Origin of the sequence: Zunongwangia sp. SCSIO 43204, assembly GCF_019904275.1 — a bacterium.
Classification (GTDB): domain Bacteria; phylum Bacteroidota; class Bacteroidia; order Flavobacteriales; family Flavobacteriaceae; genus Zunongwangia; species Zunongwangia mangrovi.
In genome coordinates this window covers 4,068,838-4,088,325 of sequence record NZ_CP063204.1, presented here as the reverse complement: position 1 = coordinate 4,088,325, position 19,488 = coordinate 4,068,838, and the positions used below count along the sequence as shown (strand labels likewise).

Genomic DNA, 19,488 nt, shown 5'->3' with positions numbered 1-19,488 from the left:
GCTACATTTAATTTAAAACTGAAAAAGTTTAGGGGAGACCGATAAAACTGAAAAAATTATTTAGGTTTGCAGATTGTTATAAATTTTAAAAATTTCAATCAAAAACATCAATTTACAGCAAACTTTATGATTAAAATATACAAATCCCTTAAAACTTTAAGTCTCATAGCCTTAGCAGCTACGCTAACAAATTGTGCTGATGACGACGAAAATCGAATTCCTAATTTTCCAGAATCTCAAATGTCTTTAATTCATGGTGACAGTCAAAAATCATGGCGACTTGTTGAAGTTGTAGATGATTATTCAGATGAAACAGACGATTTTTTTATTACTGCAGACTGTGTAAGTGACGATGTTTATACGTTTAAAGCAGATAGGGAAGTAGAGATTACTTATGGCGAAGTACTTTGCTTCGATCATTTAAGTGAAGGAAATTTCACTGCAGAACACGAACAATTTTCAGCTAATTTAAAAATGATTGGCGATCCCGGAACTATTTATTTAAGTTTTGGAAGAGGTTATGCCAACCAGGATTACGGACTTGTAGGATCTACATTTTCAAATTACCGATTATCAGAATTATCAGAAAACCGAATGGTTTTTACGCATTCTAATACTGGAATCCTTGGCGATTATCACGAATCTTATACTTTCGAAGCTATCGAGGTTTCAGAATAAACAGTAAACTACTTCGGGGCAAGCCCTCGAGGCATTTATTGGAAACAAATTTTTAATTTCGAAGCAAGCCTCTGGGTATTATACCTTTTGGCGTTGCAAATAAAAATAAAGGCCGAAATTCGATAATTTCGGCCTTTATTTTTTTCTATTTAAAGTCTAGCTTTTTTCTTCTTTGTTGAAGTAAACTAGGTAATAATACATCTGTTTTTCTTCGTCCCAACCTTTTTCTACAAATTTATCGGCAGAATCTGCATTCACAAAATCCATTTTAATCTGAATATTGGTATCCAGGTTGATCACGTTTTTCAATTTTTTTCGTGCATCGGTCACCGCTTTATTCGCGATAGGGAAATTGGTTAGATCCTCGATCTTATATTTTGGAGCTTTCTCGGTTTTGTAATTCTGAAATTCAGGTACCAAATCTGGATTATCGATAACCGAGTTTAAGAAGTTTGTTTCTTCAAAATCGTCGTTTTTCGCGAAGTAATCCATACTTCGGTTCATAAACATTACTTCTTCTTTCTTGTCTTCCGCAGGTAAAACCACATCTTTGGCGAAATTCTGGCAAAATTTTAAATACTTTTTAGTGTAGTAATTTTCATCGGCCATTACATCTACACCCAAAAAGTTCTCTAGCCAGTATTTTGTGTCGTATTTGTTAGAGTCTATCGATAAAATCTTATAACCTTCAGCTCTTTGTTTGTTGAAGATCAATGCTCCTTTATCTAATTTCTGAAGATTAATTCCCTGCTGAACGATCATTTCTAAAATGCTTCCTTTTTCCTGAAATTGTAAGAAATCGTGCTTTAATTCAGATTTAAAAATTCCTATTGCCGGAAGCTTTTCGTTATCTAGCTGTGCATTTTCAAAATAAACCACATACACTTCACCACTTTTAATGTGTGGATGTGCAGATTGCTCAAAAAGAAGCGTGGTTATTTTTTTTGAAGCCTCATGAATATTTTCAGGATTATCAAAAATAGCATTCGCCAGGTTATAAAGTTCGTTGAACTCTAGATCGGTTTCATGATCAAATTTGTAATAATTCTCTTCTTTTTCTCTAAAAGGCTTTAGAAAATATTCCTTGATCAAAGGCGTAATTTCGTCATTTAGCTGATAAGGTGCTGCAGACAAAAAGATATTTTCGTTACGGCTTTTGTTACCCACACGATGAATCGATAAGGATTCAATTTGGGCATTATATAAGTTGATCATTCGGTTTAAAAATTATAAGTCGGTAAAATTACAGCTAAAAATATAGAAAATTAGTTCCAGTTTTCATCAAAAGAAAAACTATCGTAATCGTCTACATCAAAATCGTCGTTAAAATTTTCGTCTGCCGCAGGATCTTCTTCAGCCTTAAATTCTTTATCTGGCGCATTAGACGGAATTTGCCCGTGTACAAACATTAAATTTGGGTAATCACGGCCTTCTTCAACCTCTGCAATTTGTGCAAGTTCTACCATAAACGTCCACATATTAAAGAAATCGTACACGTAAAGTAGTTTGGTCTGGTCTTCAGAAAGTACGCTATCTAAAGCAGTTTCGTTCATTAAACGAATACTGTCATCACCGCCACTCATGTCGAATTGGTGAATTTCTTCACCTTGATTCCATTCGTCGTCGCTTAAATAGAACGAAGCCATCTCGGTTCCGTCAAAACCAAACGCCTGCACAATAGTGTTGTGTAAATCCTCGAGCGTATCGGTTTTTAAAATTTCAATATCTCTAAAAACATCTTCTGCCGTGTCTAGAATTACTCTAAATCGATAAACCATAATTGAAAATTTTGAGCTTCAAAGTTAAGAAGTTTTAAGCGGTTTGCCACTTTTAAAACATTCTAATAATAAATAAAACTGCACCCCAAATAATACCGAAGCAATTACCAGGTGTAGTGGCTGACTTAAAAATGGGAAATCCAGATAATACATGGCCATTCCCGTAAAAATTTCAATCACAATTAGAAAAATGATCCAGTTGGTTAAGCTAAGATTATAAAATTTTTGCTTGTTTTTCCACCAGATAAAAAGATTCACCAACAAGACCAAAATCGAAAATGAGCGGTGAATGTAAAATGAAATTTCAGGATTGTTAAGCCATAAATCGCGAGTTCCGTATCCGAATATTTTTACCTGTTCGTCTACAAATTGTCGTACCTGTGTTCCTAAAACTACCTGAATCAAACTCAAAATTATCGATACAAGTACAACTGTTTTAAAAGTTTTAGAAACTTTAAAATCATACATTTTTACTGAAGAATCTGCCAGGATATATAATAAGATCGCTACAATTACCAGAGCCATTACCATGTGCAGGGTAATCCTAACAGGCGCTAATACTGAATATACTACAGTGGCACCAAGCCAGGCCTGAAATACCATTAAAAATACTGAAAGCCATGATAGGATCGTAAGCCGTTTCCTGGTTTTCCATTTTCTGAAAGATAAAATGGCCATGATCAAAACGGCAAAACCGGCTAAAGCGCCCACTAGTCGGTTAACATATTCAGTCCAGGTATGCAGCGGATTAAATATTGCGTAATCGTGTTTAATGTAGGTGTCCCAATTATCAGGATTATAATTTTCTGCGGAAGTAAAATCGCTTTTGGCAACTTTTAAACTTTCGTCTACAATAATTACCTGCCCTTTTTCATAATCTCGATCTGCCTGAAAAAGTAATTCAGATTCCTGGGTAGGAGGAATATAATATCCAAAACATTTAGGCCAGTCTGGACATCCCATTCCGCTTCCCGTCATTCTTACTACTGCACCTGCGATGATTACCAGGTACACTAAAACCAGTGCAATTTTTACCGAATTTCGATACACAATTTTAATTTTTTATAAGTGAATTTTTGGGAATTTCCAGATGTTTTAATCTTGTTTTGATACTTCCTTTAAACCAAGTTTTTTACCTCTGCTAAGCATAAGTTCTTTTGCAGCGGCATGATCATTTGGGATTTCGCCTTCTAAAATTGCTTCTTTAATGGCATCTTTTATAATCCCAACTTCTCTACAAGGCTTAATATTGAAGGTTTCCATAATTTCTTCTCCACTAACCGGCGGTTGAAAATTACGAACATGATCACGTTCTTCAACTTCCTTCATCTTTTGCCTTACGATCTTGAAGTTGTTATGATATTTCTTGTAACGACGCGGATTTTTAGTCGTGATATCTGCCTCGCATAAGGTCATTAGATCATCGATATTTTCACCGGCATCAAAGATCAATCTTCGTACAGCAGAATCTGTTACATCATCATCTACCACCGCGATTGGTCTGGAACTCATTAATACCATTTTTTGGACAAATTTCATCTTGTCATTTAATGGCATTCTAAGTCGCTTAAAAAGTTTATAGACCATTTTAGATCCTACAAACTCGTGCCCATGAAACGTCCAGCCGTTCCTTTTATGGAATTTCTTTGTTGGAGCTTTACCAATATCATGTAATAGCGCCGCCCAGCGTAACCAAAGATTATCTGTGTTTTCGCTAATATTATCAACCACTTCAAGCGTGTGCCAAAAGTTATCTTTATGGCGTTGTCCTTCAATTTCGTCGATTCCTTCCAAAGCGGTAAGTTCAGGAAGGATAAGTTTTAAAAGCTTTGTTTTATGTAAGAGCGCAAAACCTTTAGAAGGTCTTTCAGAAAGAAGGATTTTATGCAATTCTTCTGTAATTCGCTCTTTCGAGATAATTTTTATGCGCTTATGATGCTCTTTTATGGCATCTAAAGATTTCTTCTGAATAATAAAATTAAGCTGCGATGCAAAGCGTATCGCTCTTAGCATTCGAAGTGGATCGTCTGAATAGGTGATTCCGGGTTCAAGCGGAGTCCTTATCAATTGCGATTTTAGATCTTCAAGTCCACCAAAAGGATCCAATAAATCACCAAAATTAGCTTTGTTAAGACTTAAAGCTAATGCGTTAATAGTAAAATCGCGGCGATTTTGATCGTCTTCAAGCGTTCCATTTTCTACAACCGGATTTCTACTATCTTCAGAATAACTTTCTTTTCTGGCACCAACAAATTCGATTTCCATATCGAAAGCACGCAACATTGCCGTACCGTAGTTTTTAAAAACCTGCACTTTTGGTTTATGCGGAAGGAGCTCAGAAACTTTTAGCGCCAGGTCGATACCACTGCCAACGGCAACCACATCGATATCTTTGGCATTACCACGTTGTAAAATAAAGTCTCTAACAAAACCACCAATAACATAACTTTCTAACTGAAGTTCTTCGGTTGCCTGAGAAATTACCTTAAAAATTTGATGATCTAAAGCTTCACTATAATTCTTCACTACATTAATTTTTCGCCACGAATACAGATACCTATAAAACGCTCTTTTAAAGTCTTAAAAAACCCATGGAATTTGGCAAATTTCGTAAAACCTTATTCGTGGTTTAGCAATCTATTTACGTATTACTTTAACCTTTCCGTCGTTACTAAGTTTAATAATAGCCGATGGTTTGGAAGATTTTTTAGACTGGTGCAAATTTACTACATAGTCCACACCTTTTAAAATTTCAGGGCTAATTTGGGAAAAAGAACCCGGTGTTGATTGCCCGCTAATATTCGCAGAAGTTGAGACTAAAGGTCGGCGTAATCTTCTGGTCAATTCCTTACAAAAGGGATCTTTGGTAACTCTTATCGCAAGAGTGTTATCTTCAGCAATTACATTTTCAGCCACTCTAATAGGATCGTCGTAAATAATAGACGTTGGTTTTGCGGCATATTTTAAGATGTCGTAAGCAACTTCTGGAACTTCTTCTACATATTCATTCAGCATTTTAAAATCTGAAACCAAACAGATCATCGATTTGCTTTCTGCTCTTTTCTTAAGTGCAAAAATCTTATCAATGGCATCTGCGTTGGTGGCATCACAGCCAATTCCCCAAACCGTATCGGTTGGATAAAGAATAAGTCCGCCTTTTTTAAGAACGGCCAAACAATTTTGAATTTCAGTCTTTTTATCTTCCATAGTTACCTTGCTAACGACCTGCAAAGATACTTCAGAAAATTTATGAAACCAGTTTTAAGTCAAAATTCCTTAAAATCAAGACATCTTTTTTAAATCTCTTTAATCGATTGCTTTTGTTTAAGTGATTTAGAAAGACTGGCGCCGCCAAGTAAAAGTCTAAACAACGGGAAATATTTAGGTTTTACGATACAGGTTAAACCATACCGAATGCGGAGAAAATTCAGTAAGAATTGATGCGCTAAAAAGCCATAATGTTTACGAGTATGATAGAGTAAGGAAATCTTTAATTCTCGTTTGATAAGGATATTTACACTCTTTTTAATACTTACACTTTTAAAATGAATGTATTGCGCTTCAGGAAAAATATAGGCGTATTTCTTTCGCTCTTTTAAAAGTCGTAAGCCAAGATCTGATTCTTCGTAGTATAGAAATAAATTGGTGTCAAAACCTCCAATATTATTAAAATCTGCAGCATTAAAAAACATAAATGATCCCTGAACATAATTTACTGCAGTAGGTTTATCGAAGAATTTTTTCCGACTGGGATATTTTTTCGGATTTACTTTCTCCAGAAATCCACGTTTTAAAATTTCCCTGCTAAGTGAAGAAAAATGATCTATAGTACTTCTAAAATTTTTGTCTTCATCTAGCATTTGTGGCGAGCATACACCAGCATCTGGCGTAGCATCCATAAAATCTTTTAAAACCCAAAGACAATTATTGGTAAGCTGTAGCGTATCGTTATTGATAAACGCATAATATTCGCAATTCGAGGCAGCATTAACGCCAATCATATTTCCTGCCCCAAAGCCAAAATTTTGTTTGCTTCTTATAAGCTTTGTGTTCGGAAAGTTTTTTTGCTGAAGCTCACTTTCTAAAAGTAAATAATCCTCTTTTTCTGAAGCATTATCTACCACTATAACTTCAATTGCTTCAGTATTTTGATGGGTTTCAAAAATCGAAGCTACGCAATCTAATGTGAAATTAGCCGTGTTATAATTTACGATAATACAACTTATAGCAATGCTCATGTTAGGATAGGTTTCCAGCGTTCAGCAATTTTTTCAGGATAATATTGGGTTGATTGTTCAATAGCATTCTTGGCCATGTCAGGATTGTAATCCCTTGTTAATACAAACTCCAAAGCTTCCTGTATATTTCCTTCTTCGAATAAATATCCAGTTTTTTCTGTAATAATTTCTTTTGGTCCGGTATGATCGCTGGATATTGGTATTAATCCTAAAGACATACCTTCGATTATGATCAAACTAAATAACTCTTCCCATTTTTCAGTTTTTTGAGAATTTAATATCAAATATTGATGTCGAGCCATTATTTTAGAAAGTGCTTTTTTATCACTCATATAGGGGATATACTCTATGTTGTTAAAGCGTTTACTAAAATCTTCAACAATTACCTGATCACATCCTTCACCGATAATGGTCAACTTAGCTGAAGGTTTTTTAGAGAAGCAGGACAACATTTGTTTTATTCCTTTCTGCGGGACCAGTCTTCCCAAATAGATAAAGCTATTATTTTCTTTTTCGTTATTGTAGTTACTTTTAAAATCTTTGGTAAGGGAATGCGCTACAACTATCAATCTATCATCTTTCACTTTAAAATTTGCATGTATTTGCCTGCTTGTTTCTTTAGTGACGGTAAAAATATATTCTACTCTTTTTTCCAGAAAAAAAATCCAGGCTTTCATGACTCCTTTTTTGTCTTCGTGTTTTTTAGGATGAAAACTTTTATCCCAACATGTCCAGGAAGTATGATAGAATAGTCTATGATTTTTTAATATTTTCAGCAAAAAGATGAGCTTTTTATCGAAAGGAGGAATACCTAAAACAACTTTTTTGTTTTTCGAGAAAAGTAAGTTTATCAGAAAAAAGAGGTTTATTATTTGTTTGTTGAAGAGTTGAAAATCTAGTTGTTTTACTGCTTTAACTAAGTTAGTGACGATAGAGAATTCTCGATAGCCTATAGATTTTTCATGCATTTCCACCAGGTATTGCAGTCCTGTATAGTGGCTATCAGCCCCATTTTTATGTAAAATGTAAACCTTATCTTCTGTCAAATCTGTGCTTATGATTTAAAAGCTGGTTGCAAATATGGATAAATTTTAAATATAATATAAATACTAAGAATCTTAAGGTAATAGATATCAAACTAAAAGGAAATAAGCTTTTCTTCATAATCCCAACAGACTATTCATATTTTCATTAGTCTTTAAGTTTCTATAATCGTAATTTTGCAACATGAAAATCGTATACGCAGACGCTTTTAAAGACCAGGCTGAAAAAATCGATCAAATTCTATCCGATTTTTCAGAGAAAGGGAAAACGCTTAGTAGTGGCCGAAATATCATTAAAACCTTCGATCTTAATGGTAGGCAGGTTAATGTGAAATCGTTTAGGATCCCAAACCTGATCAATAAAATTGTTTATCGTTTTTTTAGAAAATCGAAAGCTGCGCGTAGTTTTAGTTATGCTGAATATCTTTTATCCAGAGAGGTGGGTACTCCTTTTCCTGTTGCTTATGCTGAAGAGTGTAATTGGATAACATTTGGCCGCAGTTATTACATTTGTGACCATTTAGAATACGATTTTACCTTTAGAGATATCGAGAAATTTGAAGATGAAGCACAAAAAGAATCGGTTTTAAGGGCTTTTACAAGATTCACTTATGATCTTCACGAAAAAAATATTGAGTTTTTAGATCATTCTCCCGGCAATACCTTAATAAGGATAAACGCTGATGATTTTGAATTCTTTTTGGTCGATTTAAACCGAATGAATTTTAAGCGTTTGGATTTTAAACAGCGCATGAAAAATTTCGCTCGCCTTACGCCAAATAAGGAAATGATAAAAATTATGGCTAACGAATATGCTATAATTACAGCCTGGAACGAAAATGAAGTTTTTGAAACCATGTGGGGCTACACCAAAGAATTTCAGGAGAAATTTTTAAGGAAAAAAAGGCTAAAGAAAAAACTCAAATTCTGGAAAAAGTAATTTCTCAAACCGCCGAAAAACTAACTTCAATTTTATCGAATATCGACTATCGAGTAAAAGGTTTTCTATAACTTTTTAAAGTAAAATAATTCAGTTTTTTTCTTAATTGATAGCGTCTTACCAGGTTTAAAGGTTTGTTGGATAATTCAGTTTTATCGGTGTGTAAAACATCAATACAGGTAGAAATTACACGCTCACTGCTTTTGCCATCAAAATAAGGATGCGTATCGTAAATGTAAGATTCGATGTTTTTCAATAGTTTTTCTGAAGGTGAAAAAGCTGCTCTAATGGCGCTTTCAATTTCTTCAGCATTAGAAATATCTATAAGATGATTGGCAGCTTTATTATTTCTGAAAGTCACTACCGGTTTTTTCTGAAGTATAAACTCGGTAATTGCAGATGTGGTGTCTGAAAACATGATGTCTGCCTGGCGAAACAGCGGAATAATATCTGTGGTATCGTAATATTTGAAGTTTTCGTGCTGCATTTTTTTAACGATCTCAATTTTCTCTTTATCCATTTTCGGATGCAGCACAGCCAGAAACTCGAATTCGCCGGTTTTCGATAATCTTTTTATTTCAGCGATCACCTCTTCATTATACAACCAGCTGTACTTTGGAGAAAAGGTAGAAGAAAGCAAAATTGTAGGTTTTTCGCGCTTATTTTCTTCAATCTTAAACAAAGGATCTACTTTAGACCAACCGGTTTCTCTCACTAAAAAATGATTCTTTTTTTGCTGAATTTCCTTAAACGGAATGGTCGTCGATGGACCTTGCGTACAATAAAGATCAAATAAACCACGAATTCTAAAATGACCTTTTTTGTCGCTATGCTTATTGGCTAAAAATCCATGAAAAATCTGCACTTTTAATCCCGGTAGAAAATCGGCAACAACATCTGTAATGCATAGCACGATATCTGGATTGTAATCTATCGCGTCTTCAATTGTTTCGATCAAATCCCCATTTTCAGGGAAATATGATCTGGGAGGATTCAACTCTGTAAACCATTTTACCTCGTAGTTTCTTTTCCTAATTTCTTCCTGAAGCGGTAAACCAATCGGCAACGCATAAGTATGACTTATATAAATTAAAAAGCGATAGGTCATTTAGTGTTCAATTTTAGGAATTGGTCTAGTGGTTCTTCAATATAAGCTGGTAAAAATTTCTCGTAAAGCTGAAATACATCTTTGTGCAAATCTTCCTGACTTTTTTCAGCAAATAATTCCGGAGAAAAATCTTTTAAATGAACTGAAACATTCTGCTTTCCGTCTTCATAAATATTCCAGTTCGCTTTGTTTAAAGGAGGTGAAAAAATCGCAAAAGATGGGATGTTTAAAGCTTTTGCCATGTTTATGGCGCCACCTTCATTCCCAATAATCGCATCACAAAAGCTGGTAAGTGCTAAAAATTCTCTCAGACTTTTTCCGTAGATCTCAAGATAAATTTTCTGTTTGGTTTGCGCATTGCAATAACCAATTAAAGTTGAAATTTGATCTTTTTGGCTTGGGATATAATTGAATAAAATAGACGTATTTTCTTTGGCTGCGATCTGGTCTAAAAGCTTAGCCAAATAGGGGAGCGGATAGGTTTTCTTTTCTGAACTCCCTAAAGCCCCGATCATATAAATAGAATCTGAAAGATCTACGCCGCCTTCAATCAAAATTCTTTTAGCTTTTTCACGTTCAGCATCGCTCAAAAATATTTTTGGTTTTAACTGAAGTGGAGCATTTTTAATAAGCGGAGTAAGTAATCGCATTCGCTTTTCGATCGCTGCACCTGCATTTGTTTTCGCCTGAATTTTTCGGCTAAAAACATGAGTGTAGAATGGGCGGGTATATTTTTTATCGAATCCAATTTTATATTTCGCCCCAGATAAACTGGTAAGAATCGATGTTTGCACCGTAGAATAGGCATCGATAATAGCGTAGTATTTTTCAGATCTAATTAGCTTCAGTAATCTATAAAAAGGAAGCTCATTTTTACCGAATATCAGCTTATCGATAAAAGGATTGTTTTCTACAACAGCCTTAGTGTGCGGGTAAATTAGGTAATGCAACTGCGCTTTAGGATAAGCTTCCCGAAGTGCCTCAAATAAGATTGAGGACGTAAGAACGTCCCCAATCATTTTTTGCTGTATTACCAGAATTTTCATTTATACCGCAACATCATATTCTCTAAGCGCATCGTTTAGAGAAGTTTTCTTGTTGGTACTTTCTTTACGTTTTCCAATAATTAATGCACATGGTACATTAAATTCTCCGGCTGGGAATTTTTTGGTATAACTTCCAGGAATCACTACAGATCTTGCAGGAACAATTCCTTTCATTTCTACAGGCTCGTCACCAGTTACATCGATAATTTTTGTTGAAGCAGTAAGTACAACATTTGCTCCAAGAACGGCTTCTTTTTCTACACGAACACCTTCTACAACGATGCTACGAGATCCTAGGAATGCGTTATCTTCAATAATTACAGGAGAGGCTTGCAATGGCTCTAAAACACCGCCAATACCAACACCACCACTAAGGTGAACGTTTTTACCGATTTGTGCACAACTACCAACAGTCGCCCAGGTATCTACCATAGTACCTTCGTCTACGTAAGCACCGATGTTTACATAACTTGGCATCATAATAACACCGCTAGAGATGTAAGCTCCGTGTCTTGCTACAGCGTTTGGTACTACACGAATTCCTTTTTCTTTATAACCTTTCTTTAAAGGCATTTTATCATGGTACTCGAAGATTCCAGCTTCAAGAGTTTCCATTTTTTGGATAGGGAAGTAAAGTACAACACCTTTCTTAACCCACTCGTTTACCTGCCATCCACCTTCAATTGGCTCGGCAGTTCTTAGTTTACCTTCGTCCAAAAGAGTAACAACCTCTCTAATGGCATCGGTAGTTTCTTTATCTTTTAACAGCTCGCGATTTTCCCAGGCTGCTTCGATTTTCGTTTTTAAGTGATCCATAAATCTAATTTTTAGCAAATATAATAGCTTCATTGTAATTTTTGGGGAGCTATGGATATAAACCTTACCTTTGCATAAATTTTGAAGTATGGCAAGAGTAATGGCATTAGATTATGGAGTAAAACGAACGGGAATAGCCGTTACCGATGAACTTCAGATGATTGCCAGCGGACTTACCACAGTTGATACCGCATCTCTTTTAAATTTTCTTGAAGATTATTTTAAAAAAGAAAAGGTAGAAACCGTGGTGGTAGGAGAGCCAAAGCAAAAGGATAATTCGGCTAGCCAGAGTGAAGTTTTTATTGCTGAATTTCTTAAAAAATTCACCGAGAAATTTCCTGATATGAAGCTGGTACGTGTCGACGAGCGTTTTACCAGTAAAATGGCTTTTCAAACCATGATCGATAGCGGACTCAAAAAGAAGAAGCGACAAAATAAAGCTTTGGTTGATGAGGTTAGCGCAACCATTATCCTTCAGTCTTATCTTTATTAAACTTTTCAGGATTAAATAAGTCCAATTTAAGGTAGGTATTTACTTCAGAATTAAATTAGTTAATGTATGAGGTTTAATTATAACTTAATCATTATGCATTATTTAATTTACAATAGACATTACAACTTAAAAAGAGAATAAAGAACAGTATATGATTTTACCAATAGTTGCCTACGGTGATCCGGTATTAAAAAGGAAGGCAAAACCAATTGATAAGGATTATCCAAAGTTAGAAGAATTAATTAGTAATATGTGGGATACGATGTACAATGCCTATGGTGTTGGCCTTGCTGCTCCACAAGTTGGGGTTCCTATCAGATTATTTGTGATCGATGCCGCTCCTTTTGCTGAAGATGATGATCTAAGTGCTTCGGAAAAAGAATATCTAAAAGGATTTAAAAAGGTTTTTATCAATGCGCAGATCATAGAAGAAACCGGGGACGAGTGGGCTTTTTCTGAAGGTTGTTTAAGTATCCCAGATGTTAGGGAAGATATTTTTAGAAAACCAGAGGTAACTATCGAATATCAGGATGAGAATTTTGAAACGAAAAAAGAAACTTTTACCGGTCTAGCGGCGCGTGTAGTTCAGCATGAGTACGATCATACAGAAGGTATTCTTTTTACTGAAAAGATCTCTAGCCTTAAGAAACGCCTGATTAACGGACGTTTAAAAAAGATTTCTTCAGGAAAAATAAAAGTAGACTACAAGATGCGTTTTCCTAGCGCAAAAAAAGGTCGTTAATATTTTTGATAATTTAAAGCGGGGTGTGATATTTGCCACCCAAATTCAAACGAGACTATGGCATTAGATAAAATTTTAGCAATATCAGGAAAACCAGGTTTGTATGAGCTTGCCGCTCAAACAAGAGGCGGATTTATTGCAAAATCAATCTTAGATGGAAAAAAAATTGCTGTGAATATGCGTCACAATGTGAGCATTCTTAGCGAAATTGCGATCTATACTTATACAGAAGAAGTGCCTTTGGGGCAGGTTCTAGAAAATATTAAACAAAAAGAAGATGGTGGTGAAGCAATTAGCCACAAAGCTTCTAAAAACGAATTGGAAAATTACTTTGCTGAGGTATTACCAGATTATGATGTAGACCGGGTTTACACGAGTGATATCAAGAAAATTATCCAATGGTATAACCTTCTTACTAAAAATGGATTTACCGATTTTTCTAAAGGAGAAGAGGTTGAAGCCAGTAGTGAAGAAGAATAGTTTATAAGATTATTTCAAAACAGCGAAAGGCCTGTTTTAGCGAATTGCTAAGACAGGCTTTTTATTTCTCTGAAATTCAGATAGTTACTCGTCTCACAAATTGATGATTTGATAAAAATTAACTTATATTATTAATAAATTAACGATTTCTAATCACATTTTAATCTAAATCCAATAATATTTTAAATTGAAGCCGATAGTTTTGATTCAAAATCCAGAACCAATGAGAACTATATTTTTATTTTGTTTTAGCCTACTTGTTTGTGGTTTTAGTTATGGCCAGGAACAACCAGAAAATGTAAAAGAAGGAGATGTTTTTACGATCAATTCTAACAGTAATTTAAAGTTCAAATCCCTAAAACTGCCTAAATTAAATATGTTGGTAAAACAGGGAGAACGACCAAATTATAAGAAATTAGACGGATTGGAAGTAGAAATTGTTTCCGTAGAAAATACCAAAAAAGGAACTTTTGCAGTGCTAAAAAGAACCGACGATGAAAATTTCTTTATTCATCGAAAAACGATTAAAGCCAATTTAGATAAAGCTTTTAGTTACGGAGAGTTGAAATAGATTAGATTATTTTTTCCAAATGAAGAGGAGTATAATTTTTTAATTATACTCCTTTTTTATGCGGTCTAGTTTACGTTTGTTATCACGATCTTTAATGGTTTCACGCTTATCGTAAAGCTTTTTACCTTTGGCAAGTGTGATCTGTAATTTTGCGATTCCGCGGTCGTTAATAAATAATCGAAGCGGGATAATGGTTAATCCGCCGTTTTTAACCTCTTTTTCCAATTTTCGTAATTCTCTTTTCTGTAATAAAAGTTTACGTTCGCTTTTTGGACTGTGGTTAAAATGGGTGGCATGAGAATATTCTTCAACATGCATATTTATTACATAAAGCTCACCATCCTGAAACTCACAAAAACTCTCGGCGATAGAAGCTTTACCCTGCCGTATCGCTTTAATTTCGGTTCCGGCTAATTTGATTCCTGCAACATACTTGTCCAGAAATTCATATTGAAATTTAGCCTTTCGGTTCTTGATATTTATAGTGTTCGCTTGTTTCATTTAAATTGAATTTGAAATCCATTAAAATTTTCTATATCCGGATTTAAAATGGAATTCTTTTTTAATATTCAAAACCTGTTGCCAACAGGAAGTGAACTTGTATAGAAAGCAAAAGTAATAAGCTTCACAAGATTATTTACTCATTTTACAAAAATCGTAACAAACAAAAGTAAGAATTCTTTTCAATTTTCCTTTAGTCTTCAATTGCTGAAAGGATTTATTATCTTTGCCGACAATTTTAATCTATGAAAAAAATTACCCTACTCTTTATAATTTCAGTATTTAGTATTTCTTGTCAGCAAAAAGAGCTTGATGCTAAAGAGATCATTAATAGATCTATTGAAGCCTCTGGCGGAAAGAAATACGATTCAGCAACAATCACTTTTAATTTTCGTGATAAGCATTATAAAAGTACCAGGAAAAATGGGCAATTTCAATTGGAGCGCCATCAGGAAGATTCTTTAGGAAATAAAATTATCGATAAATTAACCAATAATGATTTTTCTCGAACGCAGAATGAGAAGCCTGTTAACTTGCCAGATTCTATAGCCAGTACCTACTCAAATTCGGTAAATTCTGTACATTATTTTGTGCAATTGCCTTACGGTCTAAATGGTGATGCGGTGAATAAAGATCTTTTAGGGAAAGACAGTATTAAAGGTAAAGAATATTACGAAATTAAAGTTAGTTTTAATCAAGATGGTGGCGGCACCGATTATGAAGATGAATATCTCTATTGGATTAATACCAATACATTTACGGTAGATTATCTGGCGTACAGCTATCACGTAAATGAAGGCGGAATTCGTTTTAGAGAAGCCTTTAATGAACGAATGATAAAAGGAATTCGCTTTGTAGATTATAAAAATTATGCTGAAGACGATCTTTCTACGCCTTTAGAAAGTCTTGATGAACTTTACGAAGCTGAAGAATTAGAATTATTTTCGGAAATCATTACTGAAGATGTTGAGGTTAATTTTTCTGAATAGTTTTGTTTAAAGCTGATTCTTAAATTCAATATTAGCTGTTTTTATAGGCAATTATTCTTAAACGCCTGTAATCGGCATACCAAGTATTTTCTTTTAAAAGTTCCGGTTTTAGTCGGTTTTGAACTTCATTTTTAATGATTTCAGCATCATTTTCAGGAATACCTTCAAAAAAAGTCTTGCCAAACATCGAAATCCAGTCTTTTATCCCGGTTTTTTCATCGGCTAATTTGGTTGGTCGATCATATAATTCGGCTAAACGAACTTCAAAACCTGTTTCTTCTAATATGTTGGAGTATTCAGCAATAGAAGGGAAAAACCATAAGTTGATATTGGCCTGTTTTGAATAGTTTTTTTCTTTCAATACGGCTTTTAGTGTCTGTTCGATTTTCTGAACATTCCCTTTTCCACCAAATTCGATAATTAAACGTCCACTTTCATTTAAGTGCTGAAACATATTCGCCACAGCTGCTTTATAGTTCTTAACCCAATGCAAAGTGGCATTCGAGAAAATAGCATCAAATTTTTCAGCAAAATCAAAACTTTCAGCATTAGCAATTCTAAATTCCAGTTCGGGGAAATTGTTGCTGGCACTTTCGATCATACTTTCAGAAGCGTCCATGCCCATAACTTTGGCTCCGCTTTTCGCAATTTCCTCAGTCAGTTGCCCGGCACCGCAACCAAGATCCAAGATCAATTCATCTTTCTTTGGTTTTAGAAGTTCGATTAGTGAACTTCCGTAATGAAAAACAAAATCATGCTTTGTATTATATAATTTCGCATCCCAGCTTGTAGTCATTTTTTAGATTTTAGGTTAAATAGAATCGGTGCTTAAAGCAGCGGTTTCTGCTAATTCTTCTTTTAAACGGTATTTCCAGCGTAAAGTTTCAGTGTATTCCAGTCCAAAATTGGTTTCGGTTTCCAGGTAATAGATCTCAGTTTCAAAATCATTAAAGATCTCGTTGTAGATTTCTTCAGCAAACTTTTGCCACTTCAGCTGCGAGTCGATATTAGCAGCATTAAAAGCTTCACGCATTTTACGCGCGTAAAGTTCCAGAAGGTCGAATTTTAGCTGATTGTATTCCAACTGATGCTTATTTTGATAATTGGGTTGAATGTAACTGCAATCGAAAACAATTACCGGTAAAACTTCTATTCTTCCTTTACCACCAATTTTGTAGTCTTTATAATCTACATTTAGGGTAGCACAAAGAAATGATGGGCGTTCGATCTTTGGAGCGCCTTTAAAATATTTCCAGCCTATTTTGTTCTCTTTACTCCAGATCAACATTTTCTGAAAAGCAAAAACATCTTTCATTTTTAGAATTTCGAATTTGATCTGGTGACAGGACGAAAAAGCTCCCGGCATTTTATGTTGGATGATCCTAATTGCATTTCCGCCAAGTTTTCTGGCTTTATTTTTAGCAAGATCCAATACATGTTCGTAACTGCAATCTACCGTTAGGCCACCATCTTTTAGTTGAAATTCACCAATGTTTTGATATTCAACAGAATCTGGGATCTTTTTATATTCTTCGATAATAGCGACAGTTTCGTTCTTCTTGAGCGGAGCAAATTGTTGAGTTGCTTCTCCTTTTATTTTCATTTTAGAGGCGCAGGAAAAAGCGCTTAGGATGTAAAGTAAACAAAGTAATTTTCGCATCTATTAACCGAAATGAAAATTAAATTTAGCGAATTAATATGAAAATGAATTCAATTTCTAAACGAACAATTAATACCTGGCGTAATTCTGTTAACAAATCTCAATTAACGTGAATTTCGAAAAGCTTTAACGGGGCTTTATCAGCAAAGCCTGAAGTCCTATCGTACCTTAGAAAAAAATTAAAAGCTATGAGTACATTAATTGAAAACGATGTTATTACAACGATTAATCCAACAACAGGAGAAAAACTTAAGGATTATCCGTTAATGACCAATGAAGAAGCTAGTGAAGCAGTTAAGAAATGTCACGAAGCTTTTGTAGACTGGAAACACAAATCTTTAGAAGAAAGAGGAGTAGTTCTTAAAAAGATTGCTGAAACTCTTAGAGATTATAAATCTGAATTTTCTCAGCTAATGACCCAAGAGATGGGGAAATTAGTGAGTCAGGGAGAAGAAGAAATTGAGCTTTGTGCTACAATTTGTGAATATACTGCTGAAAATGGCGCAAAAGAATTACAAAATGAACCAGAGCGTGAATTACCAGGTGGTGGTCGCGGAATTATAACGTATTCTCCAATAGGTGTGATCTACGGAATCCAACCATGGAATTTCCCAGCATACCAGGTTGTACGTTATGCGATTGCAAACCTAATGGCCGGAAACGGAGTGTTGTTAAAACATGCTGAAGGAACCACAGGATCTGGTTTAATGCTAGAGGAAATCTTTGAAAGAGCAGGTTTACCTAAAAACTTATTTAAAGTATTGATCATCGATCACGATCAGTCTAATGATATTATCGATAATGATTTTGTTAGAGGAGTAACTTTTACCGGAAGTCCAAACGGTGGTAGGGCAGTAGCAGAAAAAGCTGCAGGAAACCTTAAAAAGACCGTACTGGAACTAGGATCTAATGATGCATATTTAGTATTAGATGATGCAGATCTTGACACTGCAGTAGAATGGAGTGTAAAAGGTAGAATCTATAATAATGGTGAAACCTGCGTGGCTGCAAAAAGATTTATAGTGACAGAGAAGAATTATGATGCGTTCTTAGAAGCATTTACAGAAAAAATGAAGAACGTAAAAATGGGAGATCCTACTAAAGAGGATTCTCAGATAGGACCAATGGCACGTAAAGATCTTCGTGAAAAATTACACGATCAGGTAGAGGAAAGTGTGAAAAACGGAGCAAAAGTACTTTGTGGTGGCGGAATCCCAGATGGTGAAGGATATTTTTATCCAGCAACTGTACTGGCAAACGTAAATCCAGGACAGCCAGCTTACGACGATGAGCTTTTTGGCCCGGTAGCTTCTGTAATTAAAGCGAAAGACGACGAAGATGCTATGAGAATTGCCAACGATAGTAGATTTGGTCTTGGTGGCGGAATCTTCTCTAAAGATGAGAAAAAAGCGATTGAGCTAGCTGAAAAGCATTTTGATACCGGAATGGTATTTATTAACTCTTTTGGCGTAGCACAACCAAATATGCCATTTGGAGGAGTTAAAAACTCTGGATATGGTAGAGAACACGGTGGCTTTGGAATCAAAGAATTTGTAAACACCAAAGCGATCAATATTTTAGAAGGATAATATTGAACAATTAAAAGACGCTGGATTTAGTTTCAGCGCAATTGGTTGGAGAAAAAGCCGTGAATTAGTTTTCACGGCTTTTTGCATTGGCACCGCCAAAGGGAATAATACTCCCAAAGCTTACCACGAGATTACAAATTTACTTCCATTAATGTGAGCTTGTATCGAGGTGGTTTACTTATAGATTTTATTTAATTGATCGTTAGATTTTCGATCGTATTTTCTCCATTGGGATTTACCTGAACGATAAATAATTTACCGTGTTGTGATTCATCAATATCGTTCTTAAAATGTTCTTTTCCCAAAACGGCATTTGCGAAATATGGTGTTGTATTAGTATGTCCTACGACCAGCACTTTTTTGCCTTCGGTTGCTTTTTTAAATGCTTCGGAATTTAATTTGGTGTGATCGTAGATTTTAACTTTAAGACCTTTACTTACTGCGGTAGGTTTCCCGGTTTCTACGGTTCTAATAAAATCTGAACTATATACCGCATCAAAATCAACTTCAGCAAAAATAGCTTTCCATTTTTGGGCGCGCTCTTTTCCTTCTTCGGTTAAAGCGGGATTGCGGTTACCGGTATCTGTAGTGTCTTTTTCAGCATGTCTTATAAAATAATAAGTGCTGATTTTCTCTAATTTTGGTTCATTTTTTTCTTCTTTTTTCTTCGGTTGTTGCTGGCAGGAAATTGATAAGAAAAGAAAGCTTAAGAATAGATATTTGATAATTTGTTTCATATTTTTTAGTTGGTTTAGTTTGAATTTTAAATTTCAGTAATAGCTAGTATTGAGGTATGGTCACCCTGAACCTGCCTCG

The 19,488-nt window shown here is 34.9% G+C and carries 22 protein-coding genes; 8 read left to right on the top strand and 14 right to left on the bottom strand.

What is annotated here, in order from left to right:
* The first annotated feature begins 126 nt into the window (after nucleotides 1–126).
* Entirely contained in the window at nucleotides 127–678 is a 552-nt protein-coding gene (locus INR75_RS18125; protein ID WP_223089923.1) for a hypothetical protein, read from the top strand.
* Between the two features lie 156 nt (nucleotides 679–834).
* On the opposite strand, the gene INR75_RS18120 is transcribed toward INR75_RS18125, so the two are convergent.
* The 7 genes from INR75_RS18120 to INR75_RS18090 all read right to left on the bottom strand — a co-directional run bounded on the left by INR75_RS18120 (nucleotide 835) and on the right by INR75_RS18090 (nucleotide 7,740).
* Nucleotides 835–1,893, bottom strand: a complete 1,059-nt coding sequence (locus tag INR75_RS18120) for a nucleoid-associated protein (RefSeq protein WP_092541708.1) — start codon at nucleotides 1,891–1,893, stop codon at nucleotides 835–837.
* A gap of 50 nt (nucleotides 1,894–1,943) precedes the next feature.
* On the bottom strand, nucleotides 1,944–2,456 hold the full coding sequence (locus tag INR75_RS18115; RefSeq protein ID WP_223089922.1) for a plasmid pRiA4b ORF-3 family protein: 513 nt from the start codon (nucleotides 2,454–2,456) through the stop codon (nucleotides 1,944–1,946).
* Between the two features lie 24 nt (nucleotides 2,457–2,480).
* Nucleotides 2,481–3,506 (bottom strand): heme A synthase, encoded by a 1,026-nt coding sequence (locus tag INR75_RS18110; RefSeq protein WP_223089921.1) that lies wholly within the window; start codon nucleotides 3,504–3,506, stop codon nucleotides 2,481–2,483.
* Nucleotides 3,507–3,551: 45 nt separating this feature from the next.
* The gene (locus INR75_RS18105; RefSeq protein WP_370629863.1) at nucleotides 3,552–4,982 is read right to left on the bottom strand and encodes a CCA tRNA nucleotidyltransferase; all 1,431 of its coding nucleotides are present in this window, start codon (nucleotides 4,980–4,982) and stop codon (nucleotides 3,552–3,554) included.
* A gap of 111 nt (nucleotides 4,983–5,093) precedes the next feature.
* Entirely contained in the window at nucleotides 5,094–5,663 is a 570-nt protein-coding gene (locus INR75_RS18100) for an L-threonylcarbamoyladenylate synthase (RefSeq protein ID WP_223089920.1), read from the bottom strand.
* A gap of 89 nt (nucleotides 5,664–5,752) precedes the next feature.
* Nucleotides 5,753–6,694: a glycosyltransferase family 2 protein gene (locus INR75_RS18095; protein WP_223089919.1), complete on the bottom strand. Its 942-nt coding sequence runs from the start codon at nucleotides 6,692–6,694 to the stop codon at nucleotides 5,753–5,755.
* The gene (locus INR75_RS18090; RefSeq protein WP_223089918.1) at nucleotides 6,691–7,740 is read right to left on the bottom strand and encodes a glycosyltransferase; all 1,050 of its coding nucleotides are present in this window, start codon (nucleotides 7,738–7,740) and stop codon (nucleotides 6,691–6,693) included. Before INR75_RS18090 ends, INR75_RS18095 begins: the two co-directional genes overlap by 4 nt.
* Before the next feature lie 181 nt (nucleotides 7,741–7,921).
* Between INR75_RS18090 and INR75_RS18085 the strand changes: the two genes are divergently transcribed.
* Complete coding sequence (locus INR75_RS18085) at nucleotides 7,922–8,677, top strand: lipopolysaccharide kinase InaA family protein (RefSeq protein WP_223089917.1); 756 nt, start codon at nucleotides 7,922–7,924, stop codon at nucleotides 8,675–8,677.
* 46 nt (nucleotides 8,678–8,723) lie between these two features.
* On the opposite strand, the gene INR75_RS18080 is transcribed toward INR75_RS18085, so the two are convergent.
* Genes INR75_RS18080 through INR75_RS18070 form a run of 3 tightly spaced genes read right to left on the bottom strand, consistent with a single transcriptional unit; the run spans nucleotide 8,724 to nucleotide 11,647 of the window.
* The gene (locus tag INR75_RS18080) at nucleotides 8,724–9,785 is read right to left on the bottom strand and encodes a UDP-N-acetylglucosamine 2-epimerase (protein ID WP_223089916.1); all 1,062 of its coding nucleotides are present in this window, start codon (nucleotides 9,783–9,785) and stop codon (nucleotides 8,724–8,726) included.
* On the bottom strand, nucleotides 9,782–10,804 hold the full coding sequence (locus INR75_RS18075; protein WP_370629862.1) for a glycosyltransferase family 9 protein: 1,023 nt from the start codon (nucleotides 10,802–10,804) through the stop codon (nucleotides 9,782–9,784). Before INR75_RS18075 ends, INR75_RS18080 begins: the two co-directional genes overlap by 4 nt.
* Before the next feature lie 27 nt (nucleotides 10,805–10,831).
* The gene (locus tag INR75_RS18070) at nucleotides 10,832–11,647 is read right to left on the bottom strand and encodes a 2,3,4,5-tetrahydropyridine-2,6-dicarboxylate N-succinyltransferase (RefSeq protein ID WP_223089914.1); all 816 of its coding nucleotides are present in this window, start codon (nucleotides 11,645–11,647) and stop codon (nucleotides 10,832–10,834) included.
* An 88-nt stretch (nucleotides 11,648–11,735) separates the two neighbouring features.
* Here INR75_RS18070 and ruvX point away from each other — a divergent pair, with 88 nt between their 5' ends.
* From ruvX to INR75_RS18050, 4 genes are all read left to right on the top strand, one after another.
* On the top strand, nucleotides 11,736–12,140 hold the full coding sequence (ruvX, locus tag INR75_RS18065; protein WP_223089913.1) for a Holliday junction resolvase RuvX: 405 nt from the start codon (nucleotides 11,736–11,738) through the stop codon (nucleotides 12,138–12,140).
* Nucleotides 12,141–12,291: 151 nt separating this feature from the next.
* On the top strand, nucleotides 12,292–12,882 hold the full coding sequence (def, locus tag INR75_RS18060; protein WP_223089912.1) for a peptide deformylase: 591 nt from the start codon (nucleotides 12,292–12,294) through the stop codon (nucleotides 12,880–12,882).
* A gap of 57 nt (nucleotides 12,883–12,939) precedes the next feature.
* Nucleotides 12,940–13,362: a DUF5606 domain-containing protein gene (locus INR75_RS18055; RefSeq protein ID WP_223089911.1), complete on the top strand. Its 423-nt coding sequence runs from the start codon at nucleotides 12,940–12,942 to the stop codon at nucleotides 13,360–13,362.
* A 223-nt stretch (nucleotides 13,363–13,585) separates the two neighbouring features.
* Complete coding sequence (locus tag INR75_RS18050) at nucleotides 13,586–13,933, top strand: hypothetical protein (protein WP_139219177.1); 348 nt, start codon at nucleotides 13,586–13,588, stop codon at nucleotides 13,931–13,933.
* A 39-nt stretch (nucleotides 13,934–13,972) separates the two neighbouring features.
* Here INR75_RS18050 and smpB read toward each other — a convergent pair whose 3' ends face one another.
* Nucleotides 13,973–14,434 carry an SsrA-binding protein SmpB gene (gene smpB, locus INR75_RS18045; RefSeq protein ID WP_223089910.1) on the bottom strand — a complete coding sequence of 154 codons (462 nt, stop codon included), beginning with the start codon at nucleotides 14,432–14,434 and terminating at the stop codon, nucleotides 13,973–13,975.
* A gap of 245 nt (nucleotides 14,435–14,679) precedes the next feature.
* On the opposite strand from smpB, the gene INR75_RS18040 reads away from it, so the two are divergent.
* Nucleotides 14,680–15,423, top strand: coding sequence for a DUF6503 family protein (locus INR75_RS18040; protein WP_223089909.1), 744 nt, complete (start codon nucleotides 14,680–14,682; stop codon nucleotides 15,421–15,423).
* A gap of 31 nt (nucleotides 15,424–15,454) precedes the next feature.
* Here INR75_RS18040 and INR75_RS18035 read toward each other — a convergent pair whose 3' ends face one another.
* Nucleotides 15,455–16,219, bottom strand: coding sequence for a trans-aconitate 2-methyltransferase (locus INR75_RS18035; RefSeq protein WP_223089908.1), 765 nt, complete (start codon nucleotides 16,217–16,219; stop codon nucleotides 15,455–15,457).
* A 15-nt stretch (nucleotides 16,220–16,234) separates the two neighbouring features.
* Nucleotides 16,235–17,083 carry a hypothetical protein gene (locus INR75_RS18030; protein WP_223089907.1) on the bottom strand — a complete coding sequence of 283 codons (849 nt, stop codon included), beginning with the start codon at nucleotides 17,081–17,083 and terminating at the stop codon, nucleotides 16,235–16,237.
* A gap of 188 nt (nucleotides 17,084–17,271) precedes the next feature.
* Here INR75_RS18030 and INR75_RS18025 point away from each other — a divergent pair, with 188 nt between their 5' ends.
* Nucleotides 17,272–18,672: an NAD-dependent succinate-semialdehyde dehydrogenase gene (locus tag INR75_RS18025; RefSeq protein ID WP_223089906.1), complete on the top strand. Its 1,401-nt coding sequence runs from the start codon at nucleotides 17,272–17,274 to the stop codon at nucleotides 18,670–18,672.
* 191 nt (nucleotides 18,673–18,863) lie between these two features.
* Here INR75_RS18025 and INR75_RS18020 read toward each other — a convergent pair whose 3' ends face one another.
* Nucleotides 18,864–19,409 carry a phosphoglycerate mutase family protein gene (locus INR75_RS18020; RefSeq protein ID WP_255584587.1) on the bottom strand — a complete coding sequence of 182 codons (546 nt, stop codon included), beginning with the start codon at nucleotides 19,407–19,409 and terminating at the stop codon, nucleotides 18,864–18,866.
* Between the last annotated feature and the right edge of the window lie 79 nt (nucleotides 19,410–19,488).

Bases quoted from the DNA above. Each gene is read 5' to 3' on its own strand.
- INR75_RS18095 (WP_223089919.1), bottom strand. From the start codon at position 6,694: ATGAGCATTGCTATAAGTTGTATTATCGTAAATTATAACACGGCTAAT.
- INR75_RS18100 (WP_223089920.1), bottom strand. From the start codon at position 5,663: ATGGAAGATAAAAAGACTGAAATTCAAAATTGTTTGGCCGTTCTTAAA.
- INR75_RS18040 (WP_223089909.1), top strand. From the start codon at position 14,680: ATGAAAAAAATTACCCTACTCTTTATAATTTCAGTATTTAGTATTTCT.
- INR75_RS18115 (WP_223089922.1), bottom strand. From the start codon at position 2,456: ATGGTTTATCGATTTAGAGTAATTCTAGACACGGCAGAAGATGTTTTT.
- INR75_RS18125 (WP_223089923.1), top strand. From the start codon at position 127: ATGATTAAAATATACAAATCCCTTAAAACTTTAAGTCTCATAGCCTTA.
- INR75_RS18050 (WP_139219177.1), top strand. From the start codon at position 13,586: ATGAGAACTATATTTTTATTTTGTTTTAGCCTACTTGTTTGTGGTTTT.
- INR75_RS18025 (WP_223089906.1), top strand. From the start codon at position 17,272: ATGAGTACATTAATTGAAAACGATGTTATTACAACGATTAATCCAACA.
- INR75_RS18030 (WP_223089907.1), bottom strand. From the start codon at position 17,083: ATGCGAAAATTACTTTGTTTACTTTACATCCTAAGCGCTTTTTCCTGC.
- INR75_RS18075 (WP_370629862.1), bottom strand. From the start codon at position 10,804: ATGATTGGGGACGTTCTTACGTCCTCAATCTTATTTGAGGCACTTCGG.
- INR75_RS18070 (WP_223089914.1), bottom strand. From the start codon at position 11,647: ATGGATCACTTAAAAACGAAAATCGAAGCAGCCTGGGAAAATCGCGAG.
- smpB (WP_223089910.1), bottom strand. From the start codon at position 14,434: ATGAAACAAGCGAACACTATAAATATCAAGAACCGAAAGGCTAAATTT.
- INR75_RS18085 (WP_223089917.1), top strand. From the start codon at position 7,922: ATGAAAATCGTATACGCAGACGCTTTTAAAGACCAGGCTGAAAAAATC.
- def (WP_223089912.1), top strand. From the start codon at position 12,292: ATGATTTTACCAATAGTTGCCTACGGTGATCCGGTATTAAAAAGGAAG.
- INR75_RS18055 (WP_223089911.1), top strand. From the start codon at position 12,940: ATGGCATTAGATAAAATTTTAGCAATATCAGGAAAACCAGGTTTGTAT.
- INR75_RS18080 (WP_223089916.1), bottom strand. From the start codon at position 9,785: ATGACCTATCGCTTTTTAATTTATATAAGTCATACTTATGCGTTGCCG.
- INR75_RS18020 (WP_255584587.1), bottom strand. From the start codon at position 19,409: ATGAAACAAATTATCAAATATCTATTCTTAAGCTTTCTTTTCTTATCA.
- INR75_RS18035 (WP_223089908.1), bottom strand. From the start codon at position 16,219: ATGACTACAAGCTGGGATGCGAAATTATATAATACAAAGCATGATTTT.
- INR75_RS18120 (WP_092541708.1), bottom strand. From the start codon at position 1,893: ATGATCAACTTATATAATGCCCAAATTGAATCCTTATCGATTCATCGT.
- ruvX (WP_223089913.1), top strand. From the start codon at position 11,736: ATGGCAAGAGTAATGGCATTAGATTATGGAGTAAAACGAACGGGAATA.